Raw genomic sequence first — 18,719 nt, forward strand, 5'->3', positions numbered from 1 at the left:
ACCCCTCTCCCACATTAGACTGTGGCGATCAGGGCTGGTCCGAAGGCATCCTTGAGGAATCCAGGGGCGATATAGCGCTCGTAATGCGCCTCTGAAAGCAGAAAGAATTCCCGATCTATCGCATCGCGCAAATCCGCCAGGTGGCGCTCGCGAAACTCCGGCAGCAATGCCAACCCATAGGCATCCAGCCTGGAAATCACCCGTGCACCCCGCGCGATCAGCTGGTATGCCCAGCAATACGGCGACTGGTGCGGCATAAAGCGAATCTTGCGGGCCTCCAACTGCTGTCGCAGGCAGTGTGGGTCGAACACTTCCAGCTTGCTGGCCATCACCTGCACCAGTAGCTGTTCCAGACGCAGCCATACCGCCTGTTTTTCCTCGGCGTTATAGCCATTCCACTGGATCACCTCGTGGTGATAGCGCTTGCAGCCCCGACAGACCAGATCACCGTAGACGGTGGAGCACAGGCCGACGCAAGGGGTCTTGATGGAGTGCGGCATTTTCAAGCCTTTGAAGAAAGTGTAAGCGTGTTTAGTCGGTGTTTCTGCGTCGCCAAATGGGCAACGATGGCTTCAATCCATTGCGAGCGACACCCATGAGAGCATCGATCAAACCCTGGCTGTATGCCGTGATGTTCACCGCTGTTGCCGGCTGTTCCAACCCACCCACTCAAAGAGACATCGCCATGCCCAAACCTCTGGTATCCCTCGCCGTACTCAAGGCCAAACCTGGCCAAGAACACGCGCTCAAGACTGGCTTGCTGAGCCTGATCGAACCGACGCGGGCCGAACCTGGCAATCTGGATTACGTGTTGTTCGAGCGACGCGATGAACCCGGCACGTTCTATATGCGCGAGGCGTTCAAGAGCCAGGCAGCACTGGATGAGCATTTTGCCACGCCGTACTTCCAGCACTTTGCGGCCACGGCGGATGCTTTGCTCAGCGAGCCGTTGCAGTTGATTTTCCTGGAGCAGGTGTCGAACTGAAGCCGTTGACTGTAGGAGCGAGCTTGCTCGCTCCTACAGCGTTACGTCAGTCCCAGCTCAGCGCACCACCTGTTTGATACTCGATCACGCGGGTTTCGAAGAAGTTTTTCTCTTTCTTCAAGTCCATGATCTCGCTCATCCACGGGAACGGGTTGGTGGTGCCTGGGTACTCTTCCTTCAAGCCAATCTGCGACAGGCGACGGTTGGCGATGAACTTGAGATAGTCCTCCATCATCGCCGCGTTCATGCCGAGAACACCGCGAGGCATAGTGTCACGAGCGTACTCGATCTCCAGCTGGGTCCCTTGCAGGATCATCTGGGTCGCTTCTTCCTTCATCTCGGCATCCCACAAATGCGGGTTTTCGATTTTGATCTGGTTGATCACATCGATACCGAAGTTCAGGTGCATCGACTCGTCGCGCAGGATGTACTGGAACTGCTCGGCCACGCCGGTCATCTTGTTGCGGCGACCCATGGACAAAATCTGGGTGAAGCCGCAATAGAAGAAGATGCCTTCCAGCACGCAGTAGTAAGCGACCAGGTTACGCAGCAGCTCCTTGTCGGTCTCGACGGTGCCGGTTTCGAATTTGGGATCGGAGATCGAACGGGTGTATTTCAGGCCCCAGGCGGCTTTTTTAGCGACCGATGGAATCTCGTGGTACATGTTGAAGATCTCGCCCTCATCCATGGCCAGCGATTCGATGCAGTACTGGTAGGCGTGGGTGTGGATCGCTTCTTCGAAGGCCTGGCGCAGGATGTACTGGCGGCACTCCGGGTTGGTGATCAGGCGGTACACGGCCAGCACCAGGTTGTTGGCGACCAGGGAGTCGGCGGTGGAGAAGAAGCCGAGGTTGCGCATGACGATGCGGCGTTCGTCGTCGGTCAGGCCTTCGGGGTTTTTCCACAGGGCGATGTCGGCGGTCATGTTGACCTCTTGCGGCATCCAGTGGTTGGCGCAGCCGTCGAGGTACTTCTGCCAGGCCCAGTCGTACTTGAAAGGCACGAGTTGGTTGAGGTCGGCGCGGCAGTTGATCATGCGCTTTTCGTCGACGGCGACGCGGGCGGCGGAGCCTTCCAGCTCAGCGAGGCCTTCGGCGACGTCGAGTTTGTCCAGGGCGGCCTTGGCGCGGATGATCGCGGCGGAGTCGTTGGCGGTCACGTTGCGCGCCTCCAGGGCAGCAGCGGCGCCGGCACCGTCGAGGCGGTCCATGTTGGCTTCGCTTGCATGGCCGGCGTTGGCGCCTTTGATCACCGCTGCACCGGTGTCTTCGTTGTCGACTTCATCCCAACTCAGCATTGAAATACTCCCTTCTGATCCGTTCTGACGGTGTTCAACCCGTCCAAAAAATGTGCGATTTGCAGGCTACCAGGCATTGAAATACTGCGCTGAGTGTGGTCGGTAAATACCGATTCTGCACACTATGTAGTGGTCTGTTCTGTTTGTGGGCACACTATATGGTGTGTAACAAGGTTGGTCAACGCACAAGATATGCGGTCATACGTCGCTGTCGAGCGTGCGGCGCCGGGCAGATGGGCGCCGAAGGATATTTCCCTCATATATCATTATGGAATGGATAAATAGTTATTTATTCCTTTTAATGTTTTCTCGTGAGGCGCATTTTGGGGGCCTGCGCATTCGTGCGGATTGACCCAACAGCCAAAAGGAAAGCCGACATGACCATCAAAGCGATCAACGTGCGCAACCAGTTCAAAGGCGTAATCAAGGAAATTCTGCTGGGGGAAGTCGTGTCGGAAATCGACGTGCAGACGGCGTCCGGCATTGTTACTTCGGTGATTACCACGCGCTCGGTACGTGACCTGGAATTGAAGGTGGGCAGCGAAGTGATTGCCTTTGTGAAGTCGACGGAAGTGTCCATCGCCAAGTTGTGAATGGATAACGTGGGTGGGGATTGCTTACCCCTCCCACGAATGTTTCGCTGGGCGAGTCAGCGCTGGCGCAAGGCACGTTCCATGCGCTGTATACCTTCCTCGAGCATCGCCCGTGGGCAACCGAAGTTCAGGCGCACGAACTGTTGGCTGTCATCGCCAAATTCAATCCCGGCACTCAGGCCGACCCTGGCCTGTTCCAGAAAGAACCGTTGCGGGTCTTCCAGGCCCAATGCGCTGCAATCGAGCCACGCCAGGAAGGTACCTTGTGGTGCGTGCATCACTACACCGGGCAGGCGGGTCTTTAGCGCATCGAGCAGGTAATCACGGTTGGCCTGCAGGTACTGCAACAGCGCAGCGAGCCAGTCGCCGCATTGGCTGTAGGCCGCGCGAGTGGCTTCCAGGCCCAGGGGGCTGACGCTGTCGACCATGCCGCAGCGCGCGTTATTGAAGCGCTCGCGCAGCTCGGCGTTTTGCACCACGGCGAAGCAGGTCTTCAAGCCGGCCACGTTATACGCCTTGCTCGCCGACATCAGGGTGATAGTGCGCTGGGCAATCTCGGGGCTGAGGCTGGCAGTGGGGATATGCCGGCGACCATCGAAGCACAGCTCGGCATGAATCTCGTCGCTGATGATCAGCGCGCCGCTGTCAAGGCAGGCGTCGGCCACAGCCTGCAGTTCTTCGCGGGGGAATACTTTGCCGATGGGATTGTGCGGGTTACTCAGCAGCAGCGCACCGGCACCGCTCAATGCCTGGCGCATCGCAGGCATTGGCGTGACGTATGCGCCGTTGATCAACTCGAACGGCATTTCGATGCGCGGCAGGTTCCAGTTGCCGGGTGCCAGGCGAATCGGCCGGTAGTTGGGGGTTTGCAGCACTACCGCTTGGCCGGGTTTGACGAAGGCGTGCAAGGCCATGTTGAAACCAGGCTCGACGCCAGGCAGAAATAGCAGTTCTTCAGGTTGTACGCGCCAGGCGTACTTGGCCCACAGGTCCGCGATGATGGCCTCGCGCACATCCGGGCCGGCTACGCTGTAGCCAAGAATCTGTTGGTCGAGGCGCGTGTGCAGGGCCTGCAATACAGCGGGCGGTGCGGCGATGTCCATATCGGCGATCCACATCGGCAGAACGTCTTGCGGGTAGCGGCTCCACTTGGTACTGCCGGTACCGTGGCGTGGGTGGAGCGTGTCGAAATCAAAGCTCATGAAAAAGGCTCGTATCAAAGCGGCGGCGAAAAAGTGGCGCTGATTCTAGCGCCATTGGCGGTACAAATGTGGGAGGAAGCTAGCCCCCTCCCACATTCGGTTTATTCGCTGTTTCGTTACGCGTCCGTTCCATGACCGACAAGTTCTGTAATAAAAACGCCATTGCACTGGGGATTAGATTTGGGAGCGGCTATTTTGGCGCATCTCAATAAATAGAGTAGCCATGGATGAAATACCAACCTTTGCACCGCACTTTGATCGCCACTGCGCTCGTGTTGACAGTCAGCGGTGTTCACGCCGCTTCCCAGGCCCCGGTAGCCGGTGAAAATGGCATGGTGGTGACGGCCCAGCACCTGGCCACACATGTCGGCGTGGATGTGCTCAAGGCCGGCGGCAACGCAGTGGATGCAGCCGTTGCCGTGGGCTACGCGCTGGCGGTGGTGTACCCGGCGGCGGGTAACCTCGGTGGCGGCGGTTTCATGACCGTGCAACTGGCGGACGGACGCAAGACCTTCCTTGACTTCCGCGAAAAGGCCCCGTTGGCGGCCACCGCCGACATGTATCTGGACAAGGCCGGCAACGTGGTCGAGGGCCTCAGCGCCAAAGGCCATTTGGCGGTCGGCATACCGGGTACCGTTTCCGGCATGGAACTGGCCCTGAGCAAATACGGCACTCTCAAGCGCGCCCAAGTGATTGCCCCGGCGATCAAACTGGCGGAAAACGGCTTTGAGCTGGAGCAGGGCGATATCGACCTGTTGCACACCGCCACTGGCGAATTCGAGAAAGATCAGGATTTGCGCGGGATCTTCCTGCACAACGGCCAACCGCTGCAGGTGGGCCAGAAATTGGTGCAAAAAGACCTGGCCAGGACCCTCAAGGAAATCTCCGCCAAGGGCACCGACGGTTTCTATAAAGGTTGGGTGGCCAAGGCTTTGGTGGATTCCAGCCAGGCCGGCAAGGGCATCATCACCCAGGCCGACCTCGACAAGTACAAGACCCGCGAACTGGCGCCCATCGAGTGCGATTACCGTGGTTATCATGTGGTCTCGGCGCCACCACCCAGTTCGGGCGGCGTGGTGATCTGCCAGATCATGAACATCCTCGAAGGCTACCCGATGGCCGACCTCGGTTATCACTCGGCCCAGGGCCTGCACTACCAGATCGAAGCGATGCGCCATGCCTACGTGGACCGCAACAGCTACCTCGGCGATCCGGATTTCGTGAAGAACCCGATCGAGCATCTGCTGGACAAGAACTACGCCACCAAGTTGCGCGCTGCCATCGAGCCGCAAAAGGCCGGTGATTCCCAGGCGATCAAGCCAGGTGTGTCACCCCACGAAGGCAACAACACCACTCACTATTCGATCGTCGACAAATGGGGCAACGCGGTCTCGGTGACCTACACCCTCAACGATTGGTTTGGTGCCGGGGTGATGGCGAGCAAGACCGGGGTGATCCTCAACGATGAAATGGACGACTTCACCGTCAAGGTCGGCGTGCCGAACATGTACGGGCTGGTGCAGGGCGAAGCCAACGCTATCGCACCGGGCAAGGCGCCGCTGTCGTCGATGAGCCCGACCATCGTCACCAAGGACGGCAAGGCGGTCATGGTGGTCGGCACGCCAGGTGGCAGCCGCATCATCACCGCCACCTTGCTGACCATCCTGAATGTGATCGACTACAAGATGAATATCCAGGAAGCGGTCGACGCACCACGCTTCCATCAGCAATGGATGCCCGAGACCACTAACCTTGAGACCTTTGCGGTCAGCCCGGATACCCAGAAGATCCTCGAAAGCTGGGGCCATAAGTTTGCAGGCCCGCAAGATGCCAACCACTTGGCGGCGATCCTGGTAGGCGCGCCTTCCCTGGGTGGCAAGCCAGTGGGTAACAATCGTTTCTATGGGGCGAACGATCCGCGGCGCAACACGGGCTTGTCGTTGGGTTACTAAAGCCTGGTACGGTAAAAAATGTGGGAGCGGGCTTGCCCGCGAAAGCGGTGGGTCAGTCTATGCATGTGCTAGCTGATACATAGCATTCGCGGGCAAGCCCGCTCCCACAGGGGAAGTGTGTCAGCGCTTAAGCAACTGTTCTACTGCGGAAAATGCCGCTTGGCGACGCTGCTCCCAATCCCCGCGAATCACCACCACCGGCTGTTGATGCTCTTGCATCCACTCCAGGCTGGCCTGGAAAAACGCCCGGCGATCGGCCAGTTCGGGCTGGCAGCGCTGGCCATCGGCGCTCCATTCCACGTCCTCGGGGGAGAGCAGCAGGTGCAGGTCGTACTGCCGGGCCAGCAGTTCGTCATCAAGCCAACCGGGGTAATCGCCAAACAGGGTCTGGCTCCATAGCCTGTTGGTCAGCAGGTGGGTGTCGAGGATCAACAGCGCAGGGCGCCGGGCGCGGGCGCTGTCTTCCCAGGCTAATTGGCCATGGGCGATGGCGGGGATATCCGCCAGGGTCGTGTCACGCTGATGGTGATCGATGAAATGCCGCACGTATTCACCCACCATCAACCCGCCGAAGTGCGCGTGCAGTTGCGCCGCCAACCAGCTTTTGCCGCTGGATTCCGGGCCTGCCAGTACCACCACCTTCATGAGTGCAACGCCGGGTCGGCGCGCCATTCGCGCCAGCCTTGTACGGCAATCACGGTAAACAGTGCATAGAGCGCGGCTGTGAGGTAGAGGCCTTTGTAGAGGAACAGCCCGACAAAAATCACGTCAACGACAATCCACAGCGCCCAGCACTGCACGCGTTTTTGCGCCATCCACATCTGCGCCACCAGGCTGAAACCGGTGAGGGCGGCGTCGAGCCAGGGCTGGGCGGCGTCGGTCCAGTGAGCCATGGCGGCGCCGAGCAACAGGCTGCCGACGGCGCCCACGGCCAGGCTGACCATGATCGCAGGTGCCCGCAGGCTGGTGACCTGACGGCCCTGTTTGACTTCGCCGGCACGGGTCCATTGCCACCAGCCATACACCTGCAACGCGGCGTAGACCACTTGCAGCAGCATGTCGGAGTAAAGCTTGACCTCGAAAAACACCCAGGTGTAGAGCAGCACCATCACCAGGCCGATGGGCCAGCACCAAGGGTTTTGTTTGACCGTCAGCCAGACAGCGATCACCCCCAGGGCGGCGGCGAACAGTTCAAGCCCGGACATGGCGGATCCTTGGGAAGTGGGAGAGGGCGGTGATTGTACCCAGAGCTCACCGATCCTCAAAACACAGCAATACAAATGTGGGAGGGGGCTCGCCACCATGCCCCGTGTAGGAGCGAGCTTGCTCGCGAAAAACGTCAACGGTAACGCGTGTTTCCTGAGTAAACGCGGCGCCTCTGGGTTTTTCGCGAGCAAGCTCGCTCCTACATAAGGCTAAGCAAGCCCCCTCCCACAATTTACCCGGCGCTAGATTCGGAACTGACGCAACAGCCCATCAAGCTGTTCACTCAAGCCCCGCAACTGCGCACTCGCCACGCTGGATTGTTCCGCCGCCAGCGCCGTGCTGTGGGACAGCCCGGCCGCCTGGGTGACGTTCTGGTTGATGTCTTCCACCACATGGGCTTGTTGCAGGGTGGCGCTGGCAATCGAAGCATTCAACCCGTTGAGGTTGTGCAGTGCCTGGCCGATGGCGGTGAGGCTGGCTCCGGCCTGGCCGGCCTGTTCGATGGTCAGTTGCGAGGCGCTGTGGCTGTCACTGATGACCTTGACCGCCGCTTCCGAGTGGCCTTGCAGGCGCTCGATCATCACCTGGATTTCGGCGGTGGATTTTTGCGTGCGCTGGGCCAGCAAGCGCACTTCATCGGCGACCACCGCAAAGCCACGGCCTTGCTCCCCGGCGCGGGCAGCTTCGATGGCGGCGTTGAGGGCGAGCAAGTTGGTCTGATCGGCAATGGAGCGGATCACTTCCAGTACTCCGCCGATCTGCGTGCTTTCGCTGGAGAGCGTGCGGATCACCTCCACAGCCTGGCTGATGGTGCTGGAGAGCTGATCGATCTGCTGCAAGCTGCCGTCAATATTCACTTGGCCCTGTTGCGCCTGGGCCTGGGCATCGCGCATTTCGCTGGCCGCGTGCTCGGCATTCTTGGCCACGTCCTGCACGCCGTAAGTGACTTCGTTGATGGCGGTGGCCACCAGTTCCATCTGCTGCGACTGCTGCTGGCTGCGGTCGTGGGCCTGGCTGGCGTTGTGGCCCAACTCGGTGGATGACTGGCCCAAAGCGTTCGCGCATACCTGCAATTGGCCGACCACCTGGCGCAACTTGGCGGTGAAGCCATTGAAGTGGCGGGCCAGCTGGGTAAGCTCGTCGCTGCCATGGGTGTCGAGACTGCGGGTCAGGTCGCTTTCACCGCTGGCAATATTGCCCATGGCATTCACCGCCGCCTGCAATGGCTGCACGATACTGCGGGCGATCAGCACCACCAGCACGGCCATCATCAGCGCAATGCCCAGGCCGATTGCCGAGGCTTTCCATACCTGGGTCTTGAACTCGGCCTGCACATCATCCACGTACACGCCGGAGCCGATAATCCAGCCCCAGGGTTCGAACAGCTGGATATAGGAGGTTTTCTCCACCGGTGCGTCGGCGCCCGGTTTCGGCCAGCGATAGTTGACGATCCCGGCGCCCTTGGCCTTGGCCAGAATCACGAACTCATTGAACACGGCGAAACCATCCGGGTCACGAATCGCCGAGAGGTTCTGGCCATCGAGCTTGGGGTTGGCCGCGTGCATGATCATCACGGGGGTGAGGTCGTTGATCCAGAAGTAGTCATCGTGGTCGTAGCGCAGGCCACGCACCGCGCTCAGGGCTTGCTGCTGCGCGGCGTCGCGGGTCAGTACCCCGGTTTTTTCCAGGTTCTGGTAATACCCGAGTACGCCACTGGCGGTCTGCACCACGTGCTGGGTCTGCTGGCGCTTGGCCTGGTAGAGGTCGCCGTGGATCTGGTTCAGCATCAGCAGCCCCAAGGCCAGCAGCATCAACACGGCGACTATCAGGATCAGCCAAAGGCGGCGGCTGATCGACATGCTGCGCAAACTGTTCATCGTCCTGTCACTCCATGCTCTTTATAATTGTGGTGCTGCTTCGAGATTTCCGGCGTGTCTGATAGGCTTTCGGCCCGGAATCGAAAAACCTGAGTACTGCCTGATTTTTCACGGAATTTTTGCAGACCGGCGTTGAGAATCAACTGCGGGCGCCTGAGTGCGCTCGTCGTCAGTGAACTTTAAAAAAGACTAAGAGGCATGCCACGCGCATGACCTTTGGAGAGAGCATGGATTTTTGGACCGCCATACAGGCATTGATTCTCGGCATCGTCGAGGGGCTGACGGAGTTCCTGCCGATCTCCAGCACCGGGCACCAGATCATCGTCGCCGACCTGATCAATTTCGGCGGCGAGCGTTTCGAAGCTTTCAATATCATTATCCAGCTGGGCGCGATCCTGGCGGTGGTCTGGGAGTTTCGCCGCAAGATCCTCGATGTGGTCATCGGCCTGCCGACCCAGCCCAAGGCCCGGCGTTTCACCGTCAACCTGATCATCGCCGTATTGCCGGCGGTGGTATTGGGGGTGATTTTTGCCGACCTGATCAAGCATTACCTGTTCAACCCGATCACCGTAGCCAGTGCCCTGGTGGTCGGTGGGGTGATCATGTTGTGGGCCGAACAGCGCCAACATGCGGTGCGCGCTGAAACGGTGGATGACATTACCTGGAAAGACGCCCTCAAGGTCGGCCTGGCCCAGTGCCTGGCAATGATTCCGGGCACTTCGCGCTCCGGTGCGACGATTATCGGCGGCCTGTTGTTCGGCCTGTCGCGCAAGACGGCCACCGAGTTTTCGTTCTTCCTGGCCATGCCGACCATGGTCGGGGCGGCGGTGTACTCGGGCTACAAGTACCGCGACCTGTTCCAGCCGGCGGACTTCCCGGTATTCGCCATAGGTTTTGTCACCTCGTTCATTTTCGCCATGATCGCGGTCAAGGGCTTGCTCAAGTTCATCGCCAGCCACAGCTACGCGGTCTTTGCCTGGTACCGGATTGCCTTCGGCCTGGTCATCCTGGCGACCTGGCAATTCGGCTGGATCGACTGGACTGCGGTCAAGCCATGAGCATCCAGCATCCACGCCTGAAGGCGCTGATCTTTGTGTTGTTATGCGCCGCGCCACTGTTGGGTTCAGCGGTGCTGTGGTATCGCGGCGAGACGGTGATCCCGCTGGCGGCGTATGGCGTGGTCAGTGTGGTGGCGTTCTTCCTGTACTGGAGCGACAAGCGCAAGGCGCAGACCGAGGGCCGGCGCACCCCGGAAAACATTCTGCACGCTGTCGAGCTGGCAGGCGGTTGGCCGGGTGCGCTGATTGCCCAGCAGGTGTTCAGGCACAAGACGCGCAAGGTGTCTTACCAGGTGCTGTTCTGGGTGATCGTGCTGCTGCATCAGGTGTTTTGGCTGGACCAGCTGTTCCTGGGCGGTACGCTGCTTTCAATCCTCTAGCAACAAACCGACCTGCGTGCGCTTGGGCAGTTTGCTCACCACCAGTTGGTGGGAGCGCTGCAACAAGCCACGCAGCTCATCGGCGCCCAGCGGGTAGGGCGTATTCATGATGATCCACTGCGCCCGCGCCAGATACGGTGCGGGGTGGATGCCGGGGCGGTCGACGTGGCCCAGGAACAGTTCCTTGTCGACCTTGAACGCCAGCGACTCGCCGCGCAGGTTCTGCTGGGCGAACATCTTGTTGCCGGCAATCGAGAACACCCGCACACCGCCCCACTTATAATCTTCCCGCGCACCGGGCAGGGTCAGGCAGAACGCGGCCACTTGTGCTTCAGTCATGCTCATAACAATCGATCTCCACAGCCTTTGAAGCCTTCTTCCAAATAGTCGATCCACGCGCGGATCGCCGGCAGCACGCCGCGCCGATGCGGGTATACGGCTTGCAACCAGCCGCCCGGCAATGACCATTGCGGCAGCAATTGCACCAGGCGGCCGCTGGCCAGTTCCTCTTCGCAATACATCATCGGCAGCACCGTAAAGCCCAGGCCCATGATGGCGCTGGCCTTGCGCACGATGAAGTCATCGATGCCCAGGCGGGCCTCCATCACCAGATCGTGAAGGTTGCCCTGGGGGTCGATAATCCGCTGGTGCACCATGCGGTCGGCTTCCAGTGCGCCGAGTATGGGCAGTTGCTTGAGGTCTTCAAGGGCGAGGACCTGCCGCTCGCGCATCAATGCCGGGCTGGCGACCAGCACTGTCTGGGCCTGGCGCAGGCGCTTGGTCACCAGCAGCGGGTCTTCATCACCCAGTTCGCGCACACGCAGGGCAACATCAATGCCTTCGGCGACCAGATCGACGCGGCGATTGACCAGGGTCATGTCCAGTTGCACCAACGGGTGCGCGGCCAGAAAGCCTGCCACCAATTCCGGCAGGATCTGCTGGGCCAGACCCACCGGGCACGTGACCCGCAGGCGTCCACGCGGCTCGCTGGACATGCTCGCCACGGCCTCATCGGCCATCTCCGCTTCCAGCAACATCGCCTGGCAATGGCGCAAGTAACGCTCGCCCACGGCAGTCAGGGTCAGTTGTCGGGTAGTGCGTTGCAGCAGGCGCGCTCCCAGGCGCTCTTCAAGCTCGGCAATGCGCCGTGACAGCCTGGACTTGGGAATCCCCAGCAGCCGGCCCGCCGCGGCGAAACCGCCGGCTTCGACGACTTTGGCGAAATAGTAGAGATCGTTGAGGTCTTGCATGGTCGGCCTATTGTCCTGTCAGTAGGACAAACTATCGCATTTCAGATGGCTTATCGACTATTGGTTTCATGCGTAGCATCACCACCATCTGATCGCCACTGTCGATCCCACCTCGGAGATCCACCATGAAACTATTGCATATCGATTCCAGCATCCTCGGCGACAACTCGGCTTCCCGCCAACTCAGTGCCGGTGTGGTCAAGGCATGGCAAGCGGCTGAACCGGGTGTGCAAGTGACTTACCGTGACCTGGCCAGCGAAGGCATCAACCACTTCTCCGGCGCTACCCTGGGTGCACTGGGCACTGCGGCCGAACTGCGCGATGCCGCGCAAAAGCACGAGGCCGAACTGAGTGCATCATCGCTGGCTGAATTCCTCGCCGCCGATGCCATAGTGGTAGGCGCGCCGATGTACAACTTCACTATTCCTACCCAGTTGAAAGCCTGGATTGATCGCATCGCGGTTGCCGGCCAGACCTTCCGCTACACCGAAGCCGGCCCTGAAGGCCTGTGCGGTAACAAGAAGGTGATTATCGTGTCCACGGCCGGTGGCTTGCACGCGGATCAGGCATCTGGCGCTGCCCATGAAGGCTACTTGAAACTGCTGTTCGGTTTTCTCGGCATCACCAATATTGAAATCGTCCGCGCTGAAGGGCTGGCCTACGGTGATGAAGCGCGCAGCAAAGCATTGAACGACGCCAACGTGCGGATCAACCAGCAGTTGTTCGCCGCCGCGTAAGGCTTGTGTAAATTAAGCCGTTGCCCGGTTTCATTCTGAAGCCGGGCGCCTAAACTCTGTATTCTGATCGCCTGAACGCGAGCGGAGTACGGAGTTTTTTCGTTTGTGGCCCAGGTTATGCAGAGGTTATGCAGATAGGGATCCGATACCTGGACTTTTATTCGACATGCCGGTTCTTACGCAGCAAAGGTGGACATCCCCATGATGCGTCTTAGTGCTGTTCTGGTTCTTTCGCTGCTTAGCGGCCTGCTTTCAGTGCACGCTGCACCGGCACCGCACCCGCATTGGAGTGTGGGGTTTCATCGCATGAGCGTGCTCGACCCGCTGGATTCGCAGCCGATGAAGGCCATTGCGTTTTACCCTTCCACTGACACCGAACGCACCACGCCGCTGGGCGCCTATCAGGTCGCGGCCAGTGAAGACGCCAAGGTTGCCATCGGCCGTTTTCCCATGCTGATGTTGTCCCACGGCAATACCGGCACGCCCCTGGCCTTGCATGATCTGGCCACGTCACTGGCGCGCAAGGGATTTGTGGTGGTGGCGGTCCTGCATCCCGGCGACAACTATAAGGACCACAGCCGCCTGGGCACTGTGAGTAATCTATATGGCCGGCCGATCCAGATCTCCCAGGCGATCACCGCGACCCTGGCTGATCCCATGCTGTCGCCCTTTGTGGATGTCGATCAGATTGGCGTGATCGGCTATTCCGCCGGTGGCGAAACCGCGCTGATCCTGGCGGGCGCCAAGCCGGATTTCGAGCGCCTGCGCCGTTACTGCCAACAACGCCCCGAGGACCGTGATGCCTGCACCACGAAGGGCGAGTTGGTGGTCGACCGCGACGACTTGCAGCCCCAGGCCGACCCACGCATCCATGCCTTGATGCTGATGGCGCCACTGAGCCTGATGTTTGGCCGTCACACCCTGGCTGATGTGCACGTGCCGGTGTTGCTCTACAGTGGCGACGGCGACCAGTTGGTGGCGGTGGACAAAAACGCTGCCGCCCTGGCGCGTAAGCTCCCAGAGCCACCGGACTTCAAGCTGTTAGCCGGGGCAGGGCACTTTGTATTCATGGCGCCATGCGACAGCGATCAACTGGCGACAATGCCAGGCATCTGCACCGATGCCGATGGCGTCGACCGCGAAGGTATTCACCGCGATATGGTCTCCGAGGCCGGGCGCTTTTTCAGCCGAACCCTCGGTGAGGCGACGCGTGCCGGCCTGCAGACCGCTGATCAGTAGGCGCGGCGCCTGAGCAGTACGGTCAGGGCGAGTGCGCTGACCGACAGCAACGCGGCACAGAAGAAGATCCAGCCGTAGCCGAGGTTCAACGCCACGGCGCCCATCAACGGCCCGGCAATCGCCAGCGCCAGGTCGAAAAACACCGCATAGGCACTCAGCCCCGCACCTCGGCTGCTGTCCGGCACTTGCTTGATGGCTTCCACCCCCAGCGCCGGGTACACCAGCGACAGGCCAAAGCCGGTCAACCCGGCACCGATCAAAGCAACGCCGGTGGACGGCGCCAGCCACAGCAGCGTCAGGCCCAGGATTTCGATGCTCATGCAGGCGATGGCGGCGGTAAATCCGCCAAATCGGCTGATGGCAGAAATGAACATCAGGCGCGACAGAATAAAGCACACGCCAAATACCGTCAGGCAATACGCCGCGCCGCTCCAGCCACGATTGAGGTAATACAGGGTGATGAAGGTCGTCAGCGTGCCGTAGCCAATCGACGCCAGGCACAGGCTGGTGCCGAACGGTGCGATTCGCCCGAACACTGCCCAGAACGGCAGCCGCTCACCGCGCACCACCGGCACCGACGGTTTATTGCGGATCAGCACCAGCCCCAGCCCCGCCAACACCGACAGGGCAACCCCCAGGCTGGTATAGCCATATTCCGCCACCATCACCACGCCGACCGGCGCACCAACGGCAATGGCGCCGTAGGAGGCAATGCCATTCCAGGAGATCGAGCGGGCCGTGTGTTCAGTCCCCACCGCGCCCATGCACCAACTGATGGTGCCCACGCCAATCAGGCCCTGGGCCACGCCCAGCAACAGGCGACCGACGATCAGAATGCCCAGGCTCAAGGCTGGCAGGCTGTCCACCAGGGTGGCGATAAAGGTCAGCACGCCGCTGATCAGGATGCCGGCCAGGCCCAGCACGATCGCACGCTTGGTGCCGACGTTATCCGACATCCGTCCGGCCATCGGGCGGCTGAGCAACGTGGCCAGGTATTGCGAACCGATGGTGACCCCGGCGACAACTGCGCTGAAACCCAGTTGTTCGTGCACATAGCCTGGAATCACCGCAATCGGCAGGCCGATGCAGATAAAGGCTATGAAGGTGTAGAACACGATGGAGACGATCTGCAGGGTGATCGACAGGGAGGAGGGGGCGGCAGGCATGGGTACTCGATCGCTGGCGGGCGGTACGGCCATGATGCCACTGCTCTAACCAATGTGGGAGGGGGCTAGCTCCCTCCCACATTTGGATCTGACTGCCCTGGAAGCTGAGGGCGTTCTTAGAACACCACACCCTGGCTACGCAGGTAGTCGTCATAGGTACCGCTGAAGTCGATCACGCCGCTTGGGCTCAACTCGATGATGCGGGTCGCCAGGGACGATACGAACTCGCGGTCGTGGCTGACGAAGATCAGCGTGCCCGGGTAGTTTTCCAGTGCCAGGTTCAGCGCCTCGATGGATTCCATGTCCAAGTGGTTGGTCGGTTCGTCCATGATCAGCACGTTCGGCTTTTGCAGGATCAGCTTGCCGAACAACATGCGGCCTTGCTCACCACCGGAGATCACTTTGACCGACTTCTGGATTTCGTCGTTGGAGAACAACATGCGGCCCAGGGTGCCACGGATCATTTGTTCGCCTTGGGTCCACTGGCCCATCCAGTCGAACAGGCTCACGTCGTCTTCGAAGTCGTGGGCGTGGTCCTGGGCGTAGTAGCCCAGTTCGGCGGCGTCGGTCCACTTGATGCTGCCGGCATCCGGGGTCAGTTCGTTGACCAGGGTGCGCAGCAGGGTGGTCTTGCCGATACCGTTCGGGCCGATGATTGCCACGCGCTCGCCAGCTTCAACCTGGAAGCTGAAGTCCTTGAACAGCGGCTTGCCGTCAAAGCCTTTGGCCATCTTTTCGACCATGACCGCCTGGCGGTGCAGCTTTTTGTTCTGCTCGAAACGGATGAACGGGCTCACACGACTCGACGGCTTGACTTCGGCCAGTTGGATCTTGTCGATCGCCTTGGCACGGGACGTGGCCTGCTTGGCTTTGGAGGCGTTGGCCGAGAAGCGGCTGACGAAGGATTGCAGTTCGGAGATCTGCGCTTTCTTCTTGGCGTTGTCCGACAGCAACTGCTCGCGGGACTGGGTCGCCACGGTCATGTACTCGTCGTAGTTGCCCGGGAACAGGCGCAGCTCGCCGTAGTCCAGGTCAGCCATGTGGGTGCACACGCTGTTCAGGAAGTGACGGTCGTGAGAGATGATGATCATCAGGCTGGAGCGCTGGGTGAGGATGTTTTCTAGCCAGCGGATGGTATTGATGTCCAGGTGGTTGGTCGGTTCGTCGAGCAACAGCACTTCAGGGTCCGAGAACAGCGCCTGAGCCAGCAATACACGCAGTTTCCAGCCTGGGGACACTTCGCTCATCGGGCCGAAATGCTGCTCCAGGGGAATCCCCAGGCCCAGCAACAACTCACCGGCGCGGGATTCGGCGGTGTAGCCGTCCATTTCGGCGAACTCGGTTTCCAGCTCGGCCACGGCCATGCCGTCTTCTTCGCTCATTTCCGGCAGCGAGTAGATACGGTCGCGCTCGGCCTTGACCTTCCACAGCTCTTCGTGGCCCATGATCACGGTGTCGAGCACGGTGAATTCTTCGTAGGCGAACTGGTCCTGGCGCAGTTTACCCAGGCGCACATTCGGCTCCAGCATGACCTGGCCGCCGGACGGGTCGAGGTCGCCACCGAGGATTTTCATGAAGGTCGACTTGCCGCAACCGTTGGCCCCGATCAAACCATAGCGGTTGCCGGCGCCGAACTTGACCGAGACGTTCTCGAAGAGCGGCTTGGCGCCGAACTGCATGGTGATGTTAGCTGTGGAGATCAATTACTTTACCTATCAATGGGTTGCGAGCGTGACGGCAGGTGCCTTCAGGCATGCGTCAACAGCGACATCAAGGCGCGAAACCCGGTCGCTGAGCGGAAAATTTGGGATGTGTGTTGGAATTTGGCGCGCATTGTCGCATATGTGAGGCGACAGTTGTATGGCAGTCGACGACGATGTTCCGCGCCTTGCGTGATTCGAAGCGCTGAAACCAAAGCTCGGGCCGGCGGGCAGGTATTCATTTTTTAGGTAACGATTGACAGTCCTTTCCCGTCCATCACCAATCTGTCCCGGCCATGGGCACTGAGGCCACATCAAAAGTCATCTGAAAAGGGGCAATGGGTATGGGGGTTTTCGATTACAAGAGCATGACGGGCCAGAAGGCCAAGGCGCTGCTGAACGACGCTTTGGCCTTGTCCGATTACGCTTATGACGCCAGCGGCCAACCGCTGACCGCTGGCGGCTGGGCGCCTATCGGTGCGCAAGCACTGGGGGTGACGCAGAAAGTCGACGAGTACGGCACCTTTTGGGGCGAGACGGTATTGGCTCCCTCCGCCAACGTCAAGATTGTGGGACAGTACGATGGCGTGGGTAAGCTGATCGCCATGGGGGTTGCCTTTCGTGGGACGTCCTTTGGCTTGTCCTGGGATGGATTGGGCGACGTCGCCAGCGATCTGGCTGCTGCCGCCGTTCCCGGATACGCCGCCAATTATGCTCAGTTCGCGTTCAGTGGCTTATTGGAGAACGTCGCCAGCTACGCCAGGAGCCAGGGCTTGACCGGCAAGGATATCCTGGTCACCGGCCATAGCCTCGGCGCACTCGGAGCCAACAGCTTGGCGACCTTGAGCCATGATCATTGGGGCGGTTTCTTCGAGGATGCCAACTACGTCACCTTTGCCTCACCCACACAATGTTCGGGTGACACTCGGATCTTGAATATCGGCTATGAGAATGACCTGGTGTTCAAGGCCATTGATGGCGAAGGCATCAATACATCGGCACTGCGCTGGGGTAACGATAGCGTTTGGGATTCGGCGGCCAATAACCTGGTCAGCTTTACCGATAACTACGCCTCAGCCTGGGCGCATTTACCCAATGCCCTCAACTGGGGAGTCGGCAAGGCTCACTTCCTGGACGGTTACATCCAAGGCATGAAGCGTATCGCGTCCTCGGATTTCTACGACCTGACCAGCAAAGACTCGACTATCGTACTCTCCAGCCTCAGCGAGGCCACGCGTGAAACCACCTGGGTGCAAGACCTGAACCGCTACGCCGAAAAACACACCGGCAATACCTTCATCTTCGGTACCGAGGGCAACGACCTGCTCAAGGGCGGAGCGGGCAATGACTTCCTGGAAGGTGGCGCAGGTGATGATCGTTTCCGCGATGACGGCGGCTACAACATCCTGCTGGGGGGGCAGGGCAGTAACGTCTTCGAACTGCAAAAGCCACTGGGCGCCTTCAGCTTTGCCAATGACGGCGATGGCACGTTGTATATCAACGACGCCTATGGCGGTATCAGTATGACCCGGGATATCGGCGCATTGGTCAGCAAAGAGAAGGCCTATATACCCTGGACTTCAATCCCTTGGGGCTCCAATGACATCACCTATAAGGTGACCGGCGATGGCCTGCTGGCCGGTAACGACCTTACGCACTACGCGGCCTCTACCAACGGCGATGCGCATGACAATGTCCTCACCGCTCATGCCACGGGTGATTGGCTGTTCGGCTTGGGTGGCGACGATCACCTGATCGGAGGCCCGGGTAATGACGTATTTGTCGGCGGCACCGGCAATGACCTGATGGTTGCAGGCGGTGGCAGTAATACCTTCCTGTTCGACGGCATCTTCGGCAACGACCGGATCCAGGGTTACCAGGCCAGCGATAAATTGGTGTTCATGGGTATGGCTGGCCTGGGTCAGGATTACGATTACCGCTCTTATGCCTCGACATTCGAGGACAACACCGTGCTGGCCTTTGGTGACAACTCGGTGATGTTAATGGGCGTGAACATGACTCAGTTGAATGGCGCAGGCATCTTTATTTCCTGAACGCGGGCGGGGCAGAGCACCTT

Annotated in this window: 18 protein-coding genes; 8 read left to right on the forward strand and 10 right to left on the reverse strand. The window is 59.9% G+C overall.

What is annotated here, in order from left to right:
* Positions 1-14: 14 nt before the first annotated feature.
* A complete protein-coding gene (locus LJX92_RS12475; RefSeq protein ID WP_228309832.1) occupies positions 15-500 on the reverse strand; it encodes a DUF1289 domain-containing protein in 486 nt (161 codons plus the stop codon).
* 185 nt (positions 501-685) lie between these two features.
* Here LJX92_RS12475 and LJX92_RS12480 point away from each other — a divergent pair, with 185 nt between their 5' ends.
* The gene (locus LJX92_RS12480) at positions 686-985 is read left to right on the forward strand and encodes a putative quinol monooxygenase (protein ID WP_032875681.1); all 300 of its coding nucleotides are present in this window, start codon (positions 686-688) and stop codon (positions 983-985) included.
* A 46-nt stretch (positions 986-1,031) separates the two neighbouring features.
* Here the strand turns inward: LJX92_RS12480 and LJX92_RS12485 are convergent, their stop codons facing one another.
* Entirely contained in the window at positions 1,032-2,282 is a 1,251-nt protein-coding gene (locus LJX92_RS12485) for a ribonucleotide-diphosphate reductase subunit beta (protein ID WP_005788524.1), read from the reverse strand.
* Positions 2,283-2,659: 377 nt separating this feature from the next.
* On the opposite strand from LJX92_RS12485, the gene LJX92_RS12490 reads away from it, so the two are divergent.
* The gene (locus tag LJX92_RS12490; RefSeq protein ID WP_003173733.1) at positions 2,660-2,875 is read left to right on the forward strand and encodes a TOBE domain-containing protein; all 216 of its coding nucleotides are present in this window, start codon (positions 2,660-2,662) and stop codon (positions 2,873-2,875) included.
* 56 nt (positions 2,876-2,931) lie between these two features.
* On the opposite strand, the gene LJX92_RS12495 is transcribed toward LJX92_RS12490, so the two are convergent.
* Positions 2,932-4,077, reverse strand: coding sequence for a MalY/PatB family protein (locus LJX92_RS12495; protein ID WP_103734269.1), 1,146 nt, complete (start codon positions 4,075-4,077; stop codon positions 2,932-2,934).
* Between the two features lie 227 nt (positions 4,078-4,304).
* Between LJX92_RS12495 and ggt the strand changes: the two genes are divergently transcribed.
* Entirely contained in the window at positions 4,305-6,029 is a 1,725-nt protein-coding gene (ggt, locus tag LJX92_RS12500) for a gamma-glutamyltransferase (protein ID WP_228309833.1), read from the forward strand.
* 120 nt (positions 6,030-6,149) lie between these two features.
* Here ggt and LJX92_RS12505 read toward each other — a convergent pair whose 3' ends face one another.
* From LJX92_RS12505 to LJX92_RS12515, 3 genes are all read right to left on the reverse strand, one after another.
* The gene (locus LJX92_RS12505; protein WP_228309905.1) at positions 6,150-6,674 is read right to left on the reverse strand and encodes an AAA family ATPase; all 525 of its coding nucleotides are present in this window, start codon (positions 6,672-6,674) and stop codon (positions 6,150-6,152) included.
* The gene (pnuC, locus tag LJX92_RS12510) at positions 6,671-7,234 is read right to left on the reverse strand and encodes a nicotinamide riboside transporter PnuC (protein WP_005788520.1); all 564 of its coding nucleotides are present in this window, start codon (positions 7,232-7,234) and stop codon (positions 6,671-6,673) included. The genes LJX92_RS12505 and pnuC overlap by 4 nt, the downstream gene beginning before the upstream one ends.
* Positions 7,235-7,477: 243 nt before the next feature.
* On the reverse strand, positions 7,478-9,112 hold the full coding sequence (locus LJX92_RS12515) for a methyl-accepting chemotaxis protein (protein WP_032875667.1): 1,635 nt from the start codon (positions 9,110-9,112) through the stop codon (positions 7,478-7,480).
* A gap of 227 nt (positions 9,113-9,339) precedes the next feature.
* Between LJX92_RS12515 and LJX92_RS12520 the strand changes: the two genes are divergently transcribed.
* Together LJX92_RS12520 and LJX92_RS12525 are read left to right on the forward strand one after the other, a co-directional pair.
* Positions 9,340-10,170: an undecaprenyl-diphosphate phosphatase gene (locus LJX92_RS12520; protein ID WP_005788518.1), complete on the forward strand. Its 831-nt coding sequence runs from the start codon at positions 9,340-9,342 to the stop codon at positions 10,168-10,170.
* Positions 10,167-10,550 (forward strand): DUF1294 domain-containing protein, encoded by a 384-nt coding sequence (locus LJX92_RS12525; RefSeq protein ID WP_228309834.1) that lies wholly within the window; start codon positions 10,167-10,169, stop codon positions 10,548-10,550. The genes LJX92_RS12520 and LJX92_RS12525 overlap by 4 nt, the downstream gene beginning before the upstream one ends.
* Here the strand turns inward: LJX92_RS12525 and LJX92_RS12530 are convergent.
* Both LJX92_RS12530 and LJX92_RS12535 read right to left on the reverse strand, forming a co-directional pair.
* Complete coding sequence (locus tag LJX92_RS12530; RefSeq protein WP_228309835.1) at positions 10,539-10,895, reverse strand: MmcQ/YjbR family DNA-binding protein; 357 nt, start codon at positions 10,893-10,895, stop codon at positions 10,539-10,541. The genes LJX92_RS12525 and LJX92_RS12530 overlap by 12 nt on opposite strands.
* Positions 10,892-11,800: a LysR substrate-binding domain-containing protein gene (locus LJX92_RS12535; RefSeq protein WP_032875659.1), complete on the reverse strand. Its 909-nt coding sequence runs from the start codon at positions 11,798-11,800 to the stop codon at positions 10,892-10,894. Before LJX92_RS12535 ends, LJX92_RS12530 begins: the two co-directional genes overlap by 4 nt.
* A 125-nt stretch (positions 11,801-11,925) precedes the next feature.
* Here LJX92_RS12535 and LJX92_RS12540 point away from each other — a divergent pair, with 125 nt between their 5' ends.
* Together LJX92_RS12540 and LJX92_RS12545 are read left to right on the forward strand one after the other, a co-directional pair.
* Positions 11,926-12,537, forward strand: a complete 612-nt coding sequence (locus tag LJX92_RS12540; protein WP_005788514.1) for an FMN-dependent NADH-azoreductase — start codon at positions 11,926-11,928, stop codon at positions 12,535-12,537.
* 201 nt (positions 12,538-12,738) lie between these two features.
* Entirely contained in the window at positions 12,739-13,776 is a 1,038-nt protein-coding gene (locus LJX92_RS12545) for an alpha/beta hydrolase family protein (protein WP_032875656.1), read from the forward strand.
* On the opposite strand, the gene LJX92_RS12550 is transcribed toward LJX92_RS12545, so the two are convergent.
* Both LJX92_RS12550 and LJX92_RS12555 read right to left on the reverse strand, forming a co-directional pair.
* Positions 13,770-14,942: an MFS transporter gene (locus LJX92_RS12550; protein ID WP_228309836.1), complete on the reverse strand. Its 1,173-nt coding sequence runs from the start codon at positions 14,940-14,942 to the stop codon at positions 13,770-13,772. The two genes, LJX92_RS12545 and LJX92_RS12550, sit on opposite strands and share 7 nt — an antisense overlap.
* A 116-nt stretch (positions 14,943-15,058) precedes the next feature.
* Complete coding sequence (locus LJX92_RS12555; RefSeq protein WP_003191057.1) at positions 15,059-16,645, reverse strand: ABC-F family ATPase; 1,587 nt, start codon at positions 16,643-16,645, stop codon at positions 15,059-15,061.
* Between the two features lie 341 nt (positions 16,646-16,986).
* Here LJX92_RS12555 and LJX92_RS12560 point away from each other — a divergent pair, with 341 nt between their 5' ends.
* On the forward strand, positions 16,987-18,696 hold the full coding sequence (locus tag LJX92_RS12560; RefSeq protein ID WP_228309837.1) for a polyurethanase: 1,710 nt from the start codon (positions 16,987-16,989) through the stop codon (positions 18,694-18,696).
* The last annotated feature ends 23 nt before the right edge of the window (positions 18,697-18,719 follow it).

The sequence above is a fragment of the Pseudomonas sp. HN8-3 genome, assembly GCF_020790195.1.
GTDB classification, from domain to species: domain Bacteria; phylum Pseudomonadota; class Gammaproteobacteria; order Pseudomonadales; family Pseudomonadaceae; genus Aquipseudomonas; species Aquipseudomonas synxantha_A.